Origin of the sequence: Streptomyces sp. NPDC005281, assembly GCF_040607495.1 — a bacterium.
Lineage (GTDB): Bacteria > Actinomycetota > Actinomycetes > Streptomycetales > Streptomycetaceae > Streptomyces.
On record NZ_JBEXGX010000013.1, the window covers coordinates 175191 to 190546 of the forward strand.

Sequence of the window (15356 nt, forward strand, 5' to 3'; positions counted from 1 at the left end):
GTTCACCCGAAGGAGTCACCCAGCAGCCATACCGTCCTGGCCCGGAGCTCTACCGCCGTGGGCCCGAGCGTCACCGCCTTGGCCCGCAGTCTCACCGGTCCGGCCGCTCCCCGCGCGGCCCGAGTCACCGTTTCGGCCCGCACGGCCCGCACGGCCCGCACGGCCCGCACGGCCCCGCGCACCGCGAAGGCGCGCCGATCCCCGATCCCCGATTCCGTCCCCGGTTCCGTCCGTGGGACCGCCCGGGGCTCCGTCCGCGAGGCCGCTCTCCCCGTGGGCCGAGGGAGCGTCGGCCGGGCCCGAGCTCAGCCGCCGGCCCCAGGACTCAGTCCGGCCTGCGTTCCGCCGCCAGCCTCACGATGTCGACGCGCGACCTTATCCCCAGCTTCCGGTACACCCGGGTGAGCGTGGCCTCCACGGTCTTGACGCTGATGAACAGGCGCCCGGCGATCTCGCGGTTGGTGGCGCCCTCCATGACCAGTGCGGCGACCTGGCGCTCGGTGGCCGCGAGGGTGTCGAGGGCGGCGGGGGCGAGGGGCGGCGCGGCCGGCGGGAGCGCGGACGCCGCCTCGACCTGCCGGAGCCAGGGCAGCGCACGGCAGCGGCGGAACAGGCGGGCCGCCTCGTCGTAGGAGGTGGGCCCGGGCAGGGCGGTCCCCGCCGTTCTGGCGGAGCCGGACGAGGCCTGGGGGAAGGCGCGCAGCCCGGCGAGTACATACGCGGCACGGGCCTCCTCCAGGCCGTAGCCCAGCTTGCCGAGACGGTCCTGGGCCGAGGCCAACTGGCGTTCCGCGGGCCCCTGTTCGCCGCGTGCGGCCCGTACCAGCGCCTCGGCGCGGTCGAGCACGGCGAGTACGCTCTCGCGTTCCAGCCGCAGCGCCCGCCGGCGGGTCACGTCGATGACGTCCTGCGCCTCCGCGGTCTCGCCGATCCTGACCAGGGCCTCGGCGAGGTCCCCGTGCCAGCGGCCCCGGGCCGGGTCGATGACGCCGAGCGCCTCCTCCAGCTCCCGGACCCGGCGCAGGGAGCGGACCGCGGCCGCGGCGTCCCCCGCGACCAGCTGGGCGTGCCCGAGTGCGCCCAGGGTCCGCGAGAGGTAGACCATGTCGCCGTCCTCCTCGGCGCGGTCCACGGCCTCGTGGGCGAGCGAGAGCGCCCGGTCCACGTCACCGCCCGCCGCCTCGGCGAGCGAGGTGAGCATCGCGGCGGCCGCCTCGCCGATCCCGGTGTCGCGGGCCAGCCGCAGGCTCTCTCGGGCCAGGTCGAGGGCGCGGCCGCAGTGGCCGGAGCGCAGTTCGGTCTCGGCGAGCCCGCGCAGGAAGTGCAGTTCGCTCTCGACCATGCCGCGCCGCTGCACCTCGCGCAGCAGCGCGGTGATGGCCGTACGGGCCTCGGCGAGCCGGTCGCCCATGATGAGCCAGCGGAAGCGGGCGGCGCCGGCCCCGTTGTGGTCGCAGGCGACCCGGGGGTCCTGCGGCTCGCGCATCGCCCGCTGGATGGTCGAGGGCGCGTCCGGGTGCCCCATCAGTGTCTCCATCTGGGCCTGGAAGCCGAGCGCGAGGAGTTCGGTGCGGCGGTCCCCGGCGCGGGCCGCGAGCCGCGCCGCCCGGGCGGCCTCCTCGCGGGCCTTGGTCATCTCGCCGTCCATCAGCAGGGCCCGCCAGCCGAGCTGGTAGCGGACGCGGGCGACCAGGCCGGGGTCGTCGCCCGCGTCGGCGAGTGCCTGCGGGAAGACGGCGTCGATCTCGGCCATGGCCTGTCCGGCGGCGTCGATGACGACCATCCAGGCCCGCACCCGGTCCGCGGGGGCGGTGGCTCGTGCCAGCACCTGGCGGGCGATGTCCCGGGCGAGGTCCGTCTCACCGGCCGTCAGCGCGTCCTCCGCGGCTTGCAGGCGCCGTTCGTCCGGGCCCGGCCGGGTGCCCGCAGGCGTGTGCCGGGCGGCGAGCAGCCCGAGCCCTACGGCGACGGAGGGGGCGCCGCGGTCACGGGCGGCGGCCGCGGCCTCGCCGAGCCGGGCGGCGACCGCGGGGTCCGTGCCGGTGGTGGACAGCGCCAGGTGCCGGGCCCGTTCGATGGGATCGGAGGCCGCGCGGGACAGGGCGGAGTGCGCGGCGCGCCGTTCCTGCGCGTCGGCCTCCGCGTAGAGGGCGGCCGAGACGAGGGGGTGCGCGAAGCGGATGCCCGGTGTGTCGCGTTCGGTGGCGAGGAGCCCGAGGGCGGCGGCCGAAGCGGTCTCCGCCTCGGCGTTCTCCCGGCCCGCGGCGTGCAGCAGGGCCAGGGTCGGGCGGGCTCCCGCGCTCGCCACCAGCAGCGTGCGCCGGGCCTCGGCGGACAGCAGGTCGAGACGGCTGAGGACGAGCGCGCGCAGCGACGTCGGTACGGGGAGCGGCTCACCCGGACTCGGCCGGGTCGGCGACTCGGCGAGGGCGCGGCCCAGCTCCAGCGCGAAGAGCGGGTTGCCGCCGCTGGTGCGGTGGATGTCGCGCACGGTGGAGCGGGGCAGCCCGGTGTAGCCGCGCTGGGCGAGGAGTTCGGCCACCTGGGCGCGGGCCAGCGGGGCCACCCGCAGGGCCAGGGTCTCCGGCACGGACGCCCGCAGGTAACGGTCGTGGTCCTGTGCCTGCGGCTCGGTCTCCGTACGGACCGCGCACAGCATGCGGACCGGTGTGCCGCCGAGCCTGCGGGCGGCGAAGCCGAGGAGTTCGGCGCTGGCCGGGTCGAGCCACTGAAGGTCGTCCGCGACGATCAGCACCGGTCCGCGCGCGGCCAGGGCGCGGAACGCCGACAGCACCGCGAGCCGCAGCGCGAGACCGTCGCGCTGGAGGGTGGATTCACCGCGGCCGGTGAGCGCCGACTCCAGGGCGGTTCGCTGCGGTGCGGGCAGCCGGTCGGCTATCTCGTCGACGACCAGACCGAGGAGGTCGGCCAGCGCGAGGAAGGGGAGATGGGATTCGGACTCGGTGGCGGAGCAACGCAGGACGGTCTGCGCCGATTCGGCGCATTCGGCGGCCAGCGCCCGCAGGACGCTCGACTTTCCTATTCCCGCCGGCCCGTGCACGAGCACACTGCCGCCGCCGGAGAGCTGCTCGCGTGCCCCCGCGAAGAGTTCCTCCCGGCCGATGACCAGCTCGGGGCGCGGTCTGGCGGGTTCCCTGAAGTCCCCTCGCACGGTCACTCCCCTCGTGTGTCGTGGTCTGGCCAATATTAGGCAACGTCTCTTTGAATTTCGGACAGTCCGGGTGGTGAGGGAAATAACAGATGTTGCGTATACGTCATTTCACGGTCCGGACGATTGAATCAAGGGTCCCGGAGCGGACGATGCGCTAAGGCAGCACCCCGGCCCGGCGCGCGGCGACGACCGCCTCCAGACGGGTGTGCGCGCCGAGTCTGCGCATCGCCGAACGCAGATACCCCTTCACCGTCTCCGGACGCAGCCCGAGCCGCTCGGCGGCGGCCGCGTTGGTCGCCCCCGCCGCGACACAGGCGAGGACGTCCACCTCGCGCGGAGCCAGGCCGACATCGCGCGGCACCCGCTGGGGCGGAGCCGCGGCGCCGGCCAGCCGGCCGCACACGGAGAGCAGCTCGGCCCGCAGACCCGGGTCGGCGATCCTCGGCGCCAGCGCCCGCAGCGTCCCGTGCGCCTCGCGCACCTCCTCCCAGGCCGCGTCTCCCGTCGCCTCCCTCACCGGGCCGGGCGCGCGGACGACGCCCAGCAGTTCGTGCGCCGCGTCCCGGACGACCAGCGCCTGCTCCACGTCCCTGGCCGCCGCGACGGCCGCTCCGAGCGTGCGGTCGCCCAGCGGCTGGGGCGTCCGCAGAGCGCCGTAGAGCACACCGCGCACCCGGCGCCGTACGACGACGGGAACCGCCAGGACGGAGCACAGCCCCTCCGTCGCCACCGCCGTGTCGTACTCGTGGCTGATCTGCCGCGAGGCCTCGTAGTCGCTCACCGCGCACGGCCGGGCGAGGGCCACCGCCTTGCCGCCCAGACCGTTGCCCGAGGAGACCGCGAGCGCCCTCAGCGCGGGCGTCGCCGTACCGCTCAGCTCACTGATGCGCACCAGCCGGCCGCCGGAGTCGACCAGGCCGCCGAAGGCGACCGGCAGCCCTGTCGCGCGCCGCAGCCGCCCCAGCGCGGCACGCACTTCCACCGACTCGGCCGTGTCTGCCGCCACCTGCTCGTCCCTTCGTCGCGGCACCCCCCCGTTCGGGGGTGGTGAGACCTGCATCACGGAATACACGATGGTAGGCGGCGGTCCGGCAACGAGGAGGACACATGACGGCGACAACGGGCAGGGCGGACGGCTTCCGCGCCGCACGGGACTTCCTGCTGAAGCACCGCGCGGACTACTCCACGGCCTACGAGGGCTTCAGCTGGCCCCGCCCGGAGCACTTCAACTGGGCCCTCGACTGGTTCGACGCCATCGCGCGGGACAACGACCGGACCGCCCTGCACATCGTCGAGGAGGACGGCGAACGTGTCGAGGTCTCCTTCGCGGCGATGTCCGAGCGCTCGAACCGGGTGGCCAACTGGCTGCGCGCCCGGGGCGTACGGGCCGAGGACCGCGTCCTCGTCATGCTCGGCAACCAGGTCGAGCTGTGGGAGACGGCCCTGGCCGCGATGAAACTGCGCGCCGTCGTCATCCCGGCCACCCCGCTGCTCGGCCCCGCCGACGTTGTCGACCGGGTCGAACGCGGCCGGGTGCGGCACGTGGTCGTCCGGTCCGAGGACACCGCCAAGTTCGACGCGGTGCCCGGCGACTACACCCGTATCGCGGTCGGCGGCACCCGCCCGGGCTGGCTGTCGTACGAGGAGACGGCCGGCGCCGGAGCCGCCTTCGAGCCGGACGGCCCCACCCACGCGGACGACCCCCTGATGCTCTACTTCACCTCGGGCACCACCGCCCGGCCCAAGCTGGTGGAGCACACCCACGTCTCGTACCCGATCGGCCACCTGGCCACCATGTACTGGATCGGGCTCCGGCCCGGGGACGTCCATCTGAACATCTCCTCACCCGGCTGGGCCAAGCACGCCTGGTCGAACCTCTTCGCGCCGTGGAACGCGGAGGCGACCGTCTTCCTCTACAACTACACGCGCTTCGACGCGGGCCGGCTGATGGCGGAGATGGACCGGGCCGGCGTCACCACCTTCTGCGCCCCGCCCACCGTGTGGCGCATGCTCATCCAGGCCGATCTCGGCCTCCTGCGAACCCCGCCGCGCGAGGTCGTCGCCGCGGGGGAGCCGCTGAACCCCGAGGTCATCGAGCAGGTCAGGCGTGCCTGGAACATCACCATCAGGGACGGTTTCGGGCAGACGGAGACCGCCGTCCAGGTGTCCAACAGCCCGGGCCAGCCGCTCAAGACCGGCTCGATGGGCCGACCCAGCCCCGGCTTCCGCGTCGAGCTGCTCGATCCCGTGTCGGGCGCACCCGGCGCCGCGGAGGGCGAGATCTGCCTCGACCTGTCCGATCGCCCGGTGGGCCTGATGACCGGCTACCACGGCGATCCCGACCGTACGGCGGAGGCGATGGCGGGCGGCTACTACCGCACCGGGGACATCGGCTCGCGCGACGAGGACGGCTACATCACCTACGTCGGCCGGGCCGACGACGTGTTCAAGGCGTCGGACTACAAGATCTCGCCCTTCGAGCTGGAGAGCGCGCTCCTGGAGCACGAGGCCGTCGCCGAGGCCGCGGTGGTCCCGGCCCCCGACGAACTGCGCCTCGCCGTACCGAAGGCCTACATCGTCCTCGCGGCCGGGTACGAGCCGGGACCCGACACCGCCAAGCTCCTCTTCGAGCACGCGCGTACGGTCCTCGCCCCCTACAAGCGCATCCGCCGCCTGGAGTTCGGCGAACTGCCCAAGACCGTCTCCGGCAAGATCCGCCGGATCGAACTGCGCGAGGCCACGGCCGCCGGCTCGGACGCCGAGTACCGCGAGGAGGACTTCCGGTGAGTGAACTGTCGTACGCGCACGGGACGGGCGGCACGGCGCTGCTCGGCGACACCATCGGGGCGAACCTCGGCCGGGCCGTCGCCGCCTGGCCGGACCGGGAGGCGCTGGTCGACGTGCCCTCGGGCCGGCGCTGGACATACGCTCAATTCGGCTCCGCCGTCGACGAGTTGGCGTACGCGCTGCTCGCGTCCGGAATCGCCAAGGGCGACCGGGTGGGCATCTGGGCGGTCAACTGCCCGGAGTGGGTGCTCGTCCAGTACGCCACCGCCCGCGTCGGCGCGGTCATGGTGAACATCAACCCGGCCTACCGCACCCACGAGGTGGAGTACGTCCTGAACCAGGCCGGGATCTCGCTGCTCTTCGCCTCCCTGAGCCACAAGAGCAGCGACTACCGGGCCATGGTCGAAGAAGTCCGGGGCAGATGCCCGCAGTTGAGGGAGACCGTGTACATCGGCGACCCGGGCTGGGACGCGATGCTGCGGCGCGGGACACCGGACCTGGAGGGGGCGCTCCGGGTCCGCGCGGGCGAACTGTCCTGCGACGACCCCATCAACATCCAGTACACCTCGGGCACGACGGGCTTCCCCAAGGGGGCCACGCTCTCCCACCACAACATCCTCAACAACGGTTATTTTGTCGGGGAGTTGATCGCCTACTCCGAGCAGGACCGGGTCTGCATCCCTGTCCCCTTCTATCACTGTTTCGGCATGGTCATGGGGAATCTGGCCGCCACCTCGCACGGCGCCTGCATGGTCGTCCCCGCGCCGTCGTTCGACCCGGCCGCCACCCTGAAGGCCGTACAGCAGGAGCGGTGCACCTCGCTCTACGGCGTACCCACCATGTTCATCGCGGAGTTGAACCTCCCCGACTTCGCCGCGTACGACCTGTCCACCCTGCGCACCGGCATCATGGCGGGCTCGCCCTGCCCGGTCGAGGTGATGAAACGGGTGGTCGCCGAGATGCACATGGAGGAGGTCTCCATCTGCTACGGGATGACGGAGACCTCACCCGTCTCGCTCCAGACCCGCCGCGACGACGATCTCGAACACCGCACCGGAACGGTCGGGCGGGTCCTGCCGCACCTGGAGGTGAAGGTCGTCGACCCGGTGGACGGGGTGACCAGGCCGCGCGGCAGCGCCGGGGAGCTGTGCACCCGCGGCTACAGCGTGATGCTCGGCTACTGGAACGAGCCCGGGAAGACCGCCGAGGCAGTCGACGCGGGGCGCTGGATGCACACCGGCGACCTCGCGGTGATGCGCGAGGACGGGTACGTCGAGATCGTCGGCCGCATCAAGGACATGATCATCCGGGGCGGCGAGAACATCTACCCGCGCGAGATCGAGGAGTTCCTGTACGCCCATCCGAGGATCGCCGACGTCCAGGTGGTCGGCATCCCCCATGAGCGCTACGGCGAGGAGGTGCTCGCCTGTGTCATCCCGCGCGATCCGGCCGACCCCCTCACCCTGGACGAGCTGCGCGCGTTCTGCGAGGGCCGGCTGGCGCACTACAAGATCCCGAGCCGGCTGCGCATCCTGGAGACCTTCCCGATGACGGTCTCGGGGAAGGTGCGGAAGATCGAACTGCGGGAGACCTACGCCGAGTAGGCACCCGGGGGTGTCCGTGCCCGTCGCGGTGACCCTGCCCGTGGCCGGTGGTCAGTCCGTGACGGCGATCAGTTCGTCGGCGGGGCTGTTCACCGGCTGGGGCGTGCCCGTGAGGTCCAGGACGAAGAGGGGGACGCCGAGGGTGTCGGCGCGGGCGCGGGCGTCGTCGGCGTAGCCCGCCAGGGAGAAGAACACGCAGTCCGACGACTCCGTCATCGCGGTCAGCCACAGACACTCCACATCGCGCAGCGAGGCCGGCCGCACGGTGGGGTCCACCTGGGCCAGGATGCCGCGCGCGGCGAGCCCGATCCCGGACGGGGGCCGCTGGTCCGCGCGCCGGATGTCGCGATAGCCGAGCCAGCCGAGATACAGCGCGGCGGCGGTGACGGCGTCGCGTGCCGTACGGATGGTGACGGGCCGGAACTCCGGCCGCCGGCCGTGGCCGCCCTCAGGGCCGGGCCGCCCGCCTCCCAGCCGCTCCGAACCGGCTTCGTCGGGCGCGTACCCGTCCAGGGGAACACCGGCCGTGGCTTCTCGCTCGCGTTCCGCACCACCACCCGTCGGAGCGTCACCCTCACCGTCCCGGGGCGCGCCCCCCTCGGCTTTCCGGTTCACGCCCGGGCGGTTGTCCTCGGGTGGGCCCGGCTCGGAGTCCTGGTTCGCGTCCCGGGGTGTGCCGGTGCCGGCTTGCGGGTTCGGGTCCGGGTGGTTGTCCTCGGGTGGGCCGGGCTCGAGGTTGTGGTTCGGGTCCCGGCGTGTGTCGGTGCCGGCTTGCCGGGGCCGGTCCGGGTGGCTGTCCCGGGGTGGGGTGCCAGCGGGGTCCTGGTGGGTGCCAGGCCCGGGTTGCCCGCCCGGGGCCGTCCGCAGTGGGATCCGGAGCGTCGTTCCGCAGGCGCAGCCCAGTTCCGGATGCGGCCACTGGGTCTCGCGGCCGCAGGCATCGCACCGGACCGTGGTCCATTCGTCGTCCCACGCGCGGTGGGCGACGGTGGTCGCCTCCGCGAGGCGGTCGAGCGGGGCCGACACCGGCGATCCGCAGACGCAGGGGTAGGACGGAGCCTCGTACAGGTGCTCGCGGCGGCAGGCCGGACACCGCACCGGCACGCTCTCGGCCATGGACCGCTCCAGAAACTCACGTCGGGTCAGCGCGTCCATCGTCCTCCTGCCGGGCGGCCTGCGGCAGCGAAACGCCGTGACGCGCCCCGGCCCGGTCCGGCGCACCGCCCACCCTTGACGCTCCCCATCCAGGCGCCTACATTATTTCCAGATAGCAGAAGTTACTTTCCGTATTGCGGAATCACGACTCACCGCGGGGCGCGACGGGAGCGCGAATCCGACAGCCGAAGCAGGAGAACCCCATGGCTCGTATGACCGCTGCCCGCGCGGCAGTCGAGATCCTCAAGCGCGAGGGCGTCACCGACGCGTTCGGCGTTCCGGGTGCGGCGATCAACCCCTTCTACGCGGCGCTCAAGGCGTCGGGCGGGATCAGCCACACCCTCGCCCGTCATGTCGAGGGCGCCTCGCACATGGCGGAGGGCTACACCCGGACGCACCCGGGCAACATCGGTGTCTGCGTGGGCACTTCGGGCCCGGCGGGAACCGACATGATCACCGGCCTCTACTCCGCGAGCGGCGACTCGATCCCGATCCTGTGCATCACGGGCCAGGCGCCGACCGCGGTGATCCACAAGGAGGACTTCCAGGCCGTCGACATCGCCTCGATCGCGCGCCCCGTGACCAAGATGGCCGTCACCGTGCTGGAGGCCGCGCAGGTTCCCGGAGTCCTCCAGCAGGCCTTCCATCTCATGCGCTCCGGGCGCCCCGGGCCGGTCCTCGTGGACCTCCCCATCGACGTCCAGCTCACCGAGATCGAGTTCGACCCCGAGACGTACGAGCCGCTCCAGGCGTTCAAGCCCGCCGCGACCCGCGCCCAGATCGAGAAGGCGATCGCGCTGCTGAACGCCTCCGAGCGCCCGCTGATCGTGGCCGGCGGGGGAGTCATCAACGCCGACGCCGCCGAACTGCTCGTCGAGTTCGCCGAGTTGACCGGCATCCCGGTCGTTCCGACGCTCATGGGCTGGGGCGTGCTGCCCGACGACCACGAGCTCAACGCGGGCATGGTGGGCCTCCAGACCTCGCACCGCTACGGCAACGCCACCTTCCTGGAGTCCGACTTCGTCCTCGGCATCGGAAACCGCTGGGCCAACCGCCACACCGGTGACCTGGACGTCTACACGGCCGGCCGGACCTTCGTGCACGTCGACATCGAGCCCACCCAGCTCGGACGGATCTTCGCCCCCGACTTCGGCATCGCCTCCGACGCCGGGGCCGCGCTGGAGCTCTTCGTCGAAGTGGTAAGGGAGTTGGAGGCGCGGGGCGGGCTGCCCGACCGTTCCGCGTGGGCCGCCTCGGCGCAGGAGAAGCGGGCCACCCTCCAGCGCCGTACGCACTTCGACGACATCCCCATCAAGCCGCAGCGCGTCTACGAGGAGATGAACAAGGCCTTCGGACCGGAGACCCGGTACGTCACCACCATCGGCCTCTCCCAGATCGCGGGTGCCCAGCTGCTGCACGTCCACCGGCCGCGCCACTGGATCAACTGCGGTCAGGCGGGCCCGCTCGGCTGGACGATCCCGGCCGCGCTCGGCGTCGCCAAGGCCGACCCCGGCGCGCAGGTCGTCGCCCTCTCCGGCGACTACGACTTCCAGTTCATGATCGAGGAACTGGCCGTCGGCGCCCAGCACAGGATCCCGTACGTCCATGTCCTCGTGAACAACGCCTACTTGGGCCTGATCCGGCAGGCCCAGCTCGGTCTGGACATCGACTTCCAGGTCAACCTCGAGTTCGAGAACCTCAACTCCCCGGAGCTCGGCGTCTACGGCGTCGACCACGTCAAGGTCGTCGAGGGCTTCGGCTGCAAGGCGATCCGGGTCACCGACCCGGGCGAACTCGGCGCAGCCTTCGAGCGGGCCGGGAAGCTCGCCGCGGAGTTCCAGGTCCCCGTGGTCGTCGAGGTCATCCTGGAGCGCGTCACCAACATCGCCATGAGCCGGACGAACGACATCGGCAACGTGGTCGAGTTCGAGGAGCTCGCGACCGAACCGGGCCACGCGCCCACCGCGATCAGGACACTGAAGGTCTGACGCGATCCGACGCGGGCGCTCCTTCGCGCCCGCCCCTTCGCGCCCGCCCGGGCGGCCCGTCCCAAGTGGCGGGCCGCCCTCATCGCGTTGTTCCCAGAAACGGGCGGGTCCGGCATGCTCGCCCCATGCGGATGACCGTCCCCACCCCCCTCGGCGACATCGCCGTACGCTGCCTCGACCCGGTCCCCGGAGCCCGGCCGGAGGGTGACCCTGCCCCGGCGGGCGCCCCCGCGCTGCTGCTCCTGCACGCCAACCCCGGGGACGGCCGCGACTTCGACGCCGTGCTGCCCGCCCTCGCCGACCGGTACCGCACCTTCGTCGTGGACTGGCCCGGATACGGCGACTCGACCGCGCCGGAACCCGCGCGGGTCACTCCCGAAGGCCTGGTGGGGGTCGCGGAACGGGTCATCGACGCGCTCGTCGAGGAGCAGGGCGTGCGGGAGGTCGCCGTGCTGGGCAACAGTGTCGGCGGCTATGTCGCCTGCCGTCTCGCCGAGGGACCCCGGGCCGCCTCGGTCACCGCGCTCGTCCTGGTCGACCCGGCGGGCTTCACCCGGCAGACCGCCCTCACCCGCTGGTTCTGCCGCGAGGTGATGGGCCGCCCCGCGCGTGCCCGCAGGCTCGTCGTGCCGCTGGCCCGTGCCTACCTGGGCCGGCTGGGAACACCGAGCGCGCGGGAGACGTACGCCCGGGCGCGCGAACTGCCGCACGACGCCAAGAGACTGGCGGTGCACTGCGCGCTCTGGCGCGGACTCGCCGACCCCGACTTCGGCTTCGTGGACCCCGCCGGCCTCGACCTGCCGGTCCTGCTCCTGTGGGGGAGGCGTGACCCGGTCGTTCCCGTGCTTCTCGACGGCCGCCGCGCCCGGCGCATGCTCCCCGCGGGGACGTCGAGTGTCCGGCTGCCCACGGCCCACGAGCCGTACAACGAACGCCCGGGCCTCTTCCTCCGGCACGTCCTGCCGTTCCTGGAGGATCCGCGGGCGGTCACCGCAAGCCGGCTCAGGCTCCCCAGCCGCCCGCGCAGCCGCTGAAGCCGCCGCCCTCCCCGCCGCCGCTCCAGGGCAGTCCGCGCTCCTCCTGCCGCCCGCCGCGGCCCGTCAGCCCCGCTGCCTCGGTGAAGCCCGGCACCAGCTCGGTCAGAGCGCTATCGCCGTACAGGGCGACCGCGAGCAGGACCTCGTCGGTGGACAGGCCCCGCGGTCCGGTGGGCGGGGGGAACGCGGCACGCAGTTCGCGGAGGGTGCGCCGGGCGGCGCGGGTCCGGTGCGGAGGCAGGGGGCGCAGCAGCCCGGCCGCGGCGGCCTCGCTCCGCAGCTCCGCCAGCGCGCGCCGCACGCGGGGCCGTTGCATCAACTCACGTAGTCCCGCGGGGAGGTAGAGGGAGCCGCGGACGGCCCTCTCCAGGGCGAGCCCCGAGGTGAAGGAGGTTCCCGAAGACGGGCCCGAGGTCCGGATCGTGCCCGGCGGTCCCGCGGCCACGGCACCCCGCAGATGCAGGGCGAGCACGGCGACCTGCACGGCCGCGCGCGGCCCGCCACGCAGCAGCGCGACGGTCTGAGGCCCAGGCCCGACCGCCGCGCTCCCGCTCATGGTGCTACCCCCGTGCCCCCGTTCGGGACCCGCCGCCCCCGTGCCGGCGGGCCCCGTGTGCCGAGGATGTGCCTCATCCGGCGGGAGGTGAAGCCCCTGGGGCCGTGTTCAGAGGTTGATTTGAGGGTTCCGTAGGCGTTCTACGCCCGCTTGTGTACGGACCGAGTCCGTTTGCCGCCCGTTTCGGCTCGCGGGTCGGCGTGAGCCCATGCGTCGGCGTGAAGCTCGCGCGTCGCCCTGAGGGCCGGGTCGCCCTGAGGGGCGCGGCTCGGACCTGCGCCCGGCAGCCGGGGGCGGGCCCGTGTCCGTGGTCCTCATCCGTCCGTGTGCTCGGAGAGGCCGGGCCAGTCGTCCGGGCCGCCGCCCTGCCACTCGATGATGTCGCTCTCCTCGACCTCGATGACGTCGAGGTCGACGTCGGCCTGGCGCAGGATCTCCACCACGTCGTCGAGGTGGTACGCGATGCCGAGCACCCGGTCGCCCTCGGTGACCCGGCGCGACCCGTCCAGCCCCGGCGTGTGCACCACGATCCTCGGGAATTCCATGCCGTCAGCCTCCATGGTCCAAGGCTGCTGGCCCCGGCCGCGATCCGCACCCGGAGCGAGGCGTCCGGCGCCGGGACCCGGGGGGTGATGGCCGTCCGACGGCGCGAGGCTGGGCGCGACAGTACGTTCGCGCCGCCGGACGGGGTCTGTGAGGTGTGGCCGAGGTCAGAGAGCGGTCGAGGCCGGGGTGCGGCCGAGGTCAGAGAGTGGCCGAGGCCAGGGTGCGGCCGAGACCAGGGTGTGGCCGAGGCCGAGGCGTGTGGGGCGAACGCCTATGTGTGGCTGGGACCGCGGCGGCCGCGACGGACCGGACTCACCCTTCCCTCAGGTCGAGAAGGGGAACCGGATCCTTCACCACCGCACTGGCTCGCGTGCCGCCGCGGTCCGCACACCGCCCGCACCGAGTCCCGGGACGGCCACCCCTCATCCGGGCCGTTCGTGACGCGGTCCGGGAGCTCATCTCTCCGAACGCGGTTCCGGGTCGCGGCGGCGCCTGGGCGCGACAGGACAAGTGTCGGCGCCGCCGCGACCCGGAAGTTCCAGGTGTCCGGGCCCAGGGCCCGTCGGGCAATTCCCTTCTGCCCGGCCGCGGTTCAGACCCGGGTGCCGGAGAGGCGCTCGACCGCGCGCAGCAGCGCGGAGTGGTCGAGGCCGCCGTCGCCCTGCGCGCGCAGGCCGGCGACGAGCTGGGCGACCACGGCCCCCACGGGCAGCACCGCGCCGACGTTGCGGGCGGCGTCCGTGACGATGCCCATGTCCTTGTGGTGCAGGTCGATACGGAAGCCCGGCTTGAAGTCGCGGTTCAGGAAGTTGTCCTTCTTGCGGGCCAGCACGGTGGAGCCCGCGAGCCCGCCGCCGAGGACGTCGAGGGCGGCCGTCAGGTTCACCCCGGACTTCTCCAGGAAGACCACGGCCTCGGCGCACGCCTGGATGTTCACGGCGACGATGAGCTGGTTGGCCGCCTTCACGGTCTGGCCCGAGCCGTGCGGACCGCACAGCACGATCGTCCTTCCGAGCGCCTCGAAGAGGGGCTCCGCCTCGTCGAAGGCGTCCTGTTCACCGCCGACCATGATCGACAGTACGGCCTCGACCGCTCCGGCCTCGCCGCCGGACACCGGGGCGTCCAGGACACGGACACCCTTCTCGGCACCGGCCTTCGCGAGGTCCACCGAGGTCTGCGGGGTGATCGAGGACATGTCGATCAGCAGCGCGCCAGGCCGTACGTTCTCCAGGATGCCGTCGGGACCGTACGCGATGGCCTCCACCTGCGGGGAGGCCGGCACCATCGTGATCACCACGTCGGCGTCCCGTACGGCCTCGGCGATCGAGCCGGCGGCGGTGCCGCCCGCGGCGGCCAGTCGGTCCAGCTTGTCCCGCTCCAGCGTGTAGCCGGTGACGTCGTACCCGGCCTTGACCAGGTTCTCCGACATGGGCGAGCCCATGATGCCGAGACCGATCCATGCCACCTTGGGGAGGTTGTCGCTCATGAGGGTGCCTCTCTGAAATCCGTGCTGCGTCATCGGGGTGCCGCTCAACGGGCGGCGCGGGCCGCGGCCGGCAGCCAGTCGAAGGCCTGCGCGCTCGGCCGGTCGCCCGGCTTGTACTCCAGGCCGACCCAGCCCTCGTAGCCCGCCTCGGCCAGCTGGTCGAGGAGTTCCTCCAGGGGGAGCGTGCCGGTGCCCGGCGCGCCCCGGCCGGGGCTGTCGGCGATCTGCACATGGCCGGTCCTGTCGGCGTAGGCGGCGATCACCCGCGGCAGGTCCTCACCGTTCATGGCGAGGTGGTACAGGTCCATGAGGAACCGGGTGTTGCCGAGGCCGGTCGCCGCGTTGACCTTGTCGACGACGGCGACGCCTGCCGGGGCGCTCACCAGCGGATAGTCGGGCGACTCCCGTTCGTTGAGGGTCTCGACGAGCAGGACCGCGCCGATCCGGTCGGCGGCCCGTGCCGCGAGGACCAGGTTCTCCAGCGCGAGCGCGTCCTGCTCGTCCGGGTCCACCCCGTCGACGCGGTTGCCGTACAGGGCGTTGAGCGCCGTGCAGCCCAGAGAGGCGGCGAAGTCGACGGCCACGTCGATGTTGGCCCGGAACCTCGCCGACTCCTCCCCGGGGAGGGACAGGGCGCCCCGGTCGGGACCGGGCAACCGCCCGGCGTAGAGGTTCAGTCCCGTCAGCCGTACGCCCGCGTCCTCGATCGCCTTTCGCAGGGCGTCCAGCTCGGACCGCCCGGGGGTGGGGGAGTCGACCCAGGGCCACCACAGTTCGACCGCGGTGAAGCCCGCCGCGGCGGCTGCCGCCGGGCGCTCCAGGAGCGGGAGTTCCGTGAACAGGATCGACAGGTTGACGTTGAAGCGCTGGTCCGCGAATCCCATGGGGGTCGGCGCTCCCTTCCGTACTGGCGGCCGTGCTGTCGGCCGGGCCGGCGATGGACGCTGCTTCGATGCGTTCCGCACAGTTTCCGTATTGCGGAAGTTCGTTTCTGCTTAATGGAAGATTGCCGCCGGGTGTCGAGG

10 protein-coding genes and 1 pseudogene are annotated in these 15356 nt (G+C 72.9%); 4 read left to right on the top strand and 7 right to left on the bottom strand.

The genetic code is table 11. From position 1 onward, the window contains the following. Positions 1-325: 325 nt before the first annotated feature. Entirely contained in the window at positions 326-3178 is a 2853-nt protein-coding gene (locus tag ABZV42_RS20045) for an AAA family ATPase (RefSeq protein ID WP_356052971.1), read from the bottom strand. A 148-nt stretch (positions 3179-3326) separates the two neighbouring features. Then, the gene (locus ABZV42_RS20050; protein ID WP_355979073.1) at positions 3327-4178 is read right to left on the bottom strand and encodes a helix-turn-helix transcriptional regulator; all 852 of its coding nucleotides are present in this window, start codon (positions 4176-4178) and stop codon (positions 3327-3329) included. 101 nt (positions 4179-4279) lie between these two features. Between ABZV42_RS20050 and ABZV42_RS20055 the strand changes: the two genes are divergently transcribed. Further along, positions 4280-5959 carry an AMP-binding protein gene (locus ABZV42_RS20055; protein WP_355979070.1) on the top strand — a complete coding sequence of 560 codons (1680 nt, stop codon included), beginning with the start codon at positions 4280-4282 and terminating at the stop codon, positions 5957-5959. Further along, positions 5956-7563 (top strand): AMP-binding protein, encoded by a 1608-nt coding sequence (locus ABZV42_RS20060; RefSeq protein WP_356052972.1) that lies wholly within the window; start codon positions 5956-5958, stop codon positions 7561-7563. The genes ABZV42_RS20055 and ABZV42_RS20060 overlap by 4 nt, the downstream gene beginning before the upstream one ends. Before the next feature lie 51 nt (positions 7564-7614). On the opposite strand, the pseudogene ABZV42_RS20065 reads toward ABZV42_RS20060, so the two are convergent. Beyond that, positions 7615-7995: pseudogene (locus ABZV42_RS20065) on the bottom strand (hypothetical protein); the annotation flags it as partial. 926 nt (positions 7996-8921) lie between these two features. Here ABZV42_RS20065 and gcl point away from each other — a divergent pair. Then, entirely contained in the window at positions 8922-10706 is a 1785-nt protein-coding gene (gene gcl, locus ABZV42_RS20070) for a glyoxylate carboligase (protein ID WP_356052974.1), read from the top strand. A 125-nt stretch (positions 10707-10831) separates the two neighbouring features. Then, entirely contained in the window at positions 10832-11740 is a 909-nt protein-coding gene (locus ABZV42_RS20075; RefSeq protein ID WP_356052976.1) for an alpha/beta hydrolase, read from the top strand. Here the strand turns inward: ABZV42_RS20075 and ABZV42_RS20080 are convergent. From ABZV42_RS20080 to ABZV42_RS20095, 4 genes are all read right to left on the bottom strand, one after another. Continuing rightward, positions 11709-12299, bottom strand: a complete 591-nt coding sequence (locus ABZV42_RS20080; protein WP_355979059.1) for a TIGR04222 domain-containing membrane protein — start codon at positions 12297-12299, stop codon at positions 11709-11711. The two genes, ABZV42_RS20075 and ABZV42_RS20080, sit on opposite strands and share 32 nt — an antisense overlap. A 314-nt stretch (positions 12300-12613) precedes the next feature. After that, positions 12614-12844: a hypothetical protein gene (locus tag ABZV42_RS20085; protein ID WP_355979056.1), complete on the bottom strand. Its 231-nt coding sequence runs from the start codon at positions 12842-12844 to the stop codon at positions 12614-12616. A 593-nt stretch (positions 12845-13437) separates the two neighbouring features. Continuing rightward, the gene (locus ABZV42_RS20090; protein WP_356052978.1) at positions 13438-14331 is read right to left on the bottom strand and encodes a 2-hydroxy-3-oxopropionate reductase; all 894 of its coding nucleotides are present in this window, start codon (positions 14329-14331) and stop codon (positions 13438-13440) included. Positions 14332-14375: 44 nt separating this feature from the next. After that, positions 14376-15215 (bottom strand): TIM barrel protein, encoded by an 840-nt coding sequence (locus tag ABZV42_RS20095; RefSeq protein WP_355979052.1) that lies wholly within the window; start codon positions 15213-15215, stop codon positions 14376-14378. Positions 15216-15356: the final 141 nt, after the last annotated feature.

Coding starts and splice junctions, on each gene's coding strand:
- ABZV42_RS20055 (WP_355979070.1), top strand. CDS start 4,280: ATGACGGCGACAACGGGCAGGGCGGACGGCTTCCGCGCCGCACGGGAC.
- gcl (WP_356052974.1), top strand. CDS start 8,922: ATGGCTCGTATGACCGCTGCCCGCGCGGCAGTCGAGATCCTCAAGCGC.
- ABZV42_RS20075 (WP_356052976.1), top strand. CDS start 10,832: ATGCGGATGACCGTCCCCACCCCCCTCGGCGACATCGCCGTACGCTGC.
- ABZV42_RS20080 (WP_355979059.1), bottom strand. CDS start 12,299: ATGAGCGGGAGCGCGGCGGTCGGGCCTGGGCCTCAGACCGTCGCGCTG.
- ABZV42_RS20085 (WP_355979056.1), bottom strand. CDS start 12,844: ATGGAATTCCCGAGGATCGTGGTGCACACGCCGGGGCTGGACGGGTCG.
- ABZV42_RS20090 (WP_356052978.1), bottom strand. CDS start 14,331: ATGAGCGACAACCTCCCCAAGGTGGCATGGATCGGTCTCGGCATCATG.
- ABZV42_RS20095 (WP_355979052.1), bottom strand. CDS start 15,215: ATGGGATTCGCGGACCAGCGCTTCAACGTCAACCTGTCGATCCTGTTC.